This window comes from Acinetobacter sp. P1(2025) (assembly GCF_051390655.1).
Lineage (GTDB): Bacteria > Pseudomonadota > Gammaproteobacteria > Pseudomonadales > Moraxellaceae > Acinetobacter > Acinetobacter junii.
On the sequence record NZ_JBPKBJ010000163.1, the window covers coordinates 1 to 863 of the forward strand.

Genomic DNA, 863 nt, shown 5'->3' on the forward strand with positions numbered 1-863 from the left:
CTAGGGTCTGTTGACATTTACTGTTCATAATTAAACCTATAAAGGTAGCCATAAAAATATACAGGCTAAGGCAACAGCACTTTGATAATTTCTTTTGAGCTTGTCATATCGAGTAGCTATCCCTCTAAATTGTTTTAATCTACAAAACATATTTTCAACTAAATGCCTGATTTTATATAAATACCAGTCCATATGATCATTGTTCGATTGGCTATTTATTTTCTTTGGTATATTCGCTTTTGTTCCTGTTTTTCTGATCTGCTCACGCAGTGGTTCTGAATCATAGCCTTTATCTGCGCATACCACTTCTGTCTCTTTTAAATCTAATGTTGCTATTAAATCAGGTGCAACTTTGATGTCATGTGTAGTGCCATCGGTAATCATGAAATCAATAGGATTGCCATGTGAATCAACAATCAAATGTATTTTTGAGGAGTTTCCTCCTACACTTTTAGAAATGGATTGATTCGCTATACCGGCAGAATGTTGATGAGCACGTACGTGAGAGCCATCAATAAAAATCCACTCCATATCGGGGCATGATGCTAATAATTTGAATAATCTAAGCAACTTACCGCTGCTTGACCAACGATTAAAACGTTTGAAAATAGAGTTTGATTGACCGAAATAGGAAGGAATATCTCGCCACGGACAGCCTGTTCTAATTCTATAGAGAATAGCTTCAATAAAATTACGTAAATTTGAGTTGTGATGAATAGATAAATTACGCAAAATAGTTTTCAACTTTTGCCAGTGTTGATCTGTCAGCATGGTACGAGGCATAGCGAATAGTAAAATTGGGTTTGGCGATTTGATTTTACTACTTCGCTATTTTTTTAAGCTAAAAGTGTCAACACACCCTA

The 863-nt window shown here is 35.3% G+C and carries 1 protein-coding gene; it reads right to left on the reverse strand.

Annotated elements, in window-relative coordinates; translation table 11 throughout:
* Positions 1-36: 36 nt before the first annotated feature.
* Entirely contained in the window at positions 37-783 is a 747-nt protein-coding gene (locus ACSC97_RS18180; RefSeq protein ID WP_004912080.1) for an IS5 family transposase, read from the reverse strand.
* Between the last annotated feature and the right edge of the window lie 80 nt (positions 784-863).

Coding starts and splice junctions, on each gene's coding strand:
- ACSC97_RS18180 (WP_004912080.1), bottom strand. CDS start 783: ATGCCTCGTACCATGCTGACAGATCAACACTGGCAAAAGTTGAAAACT.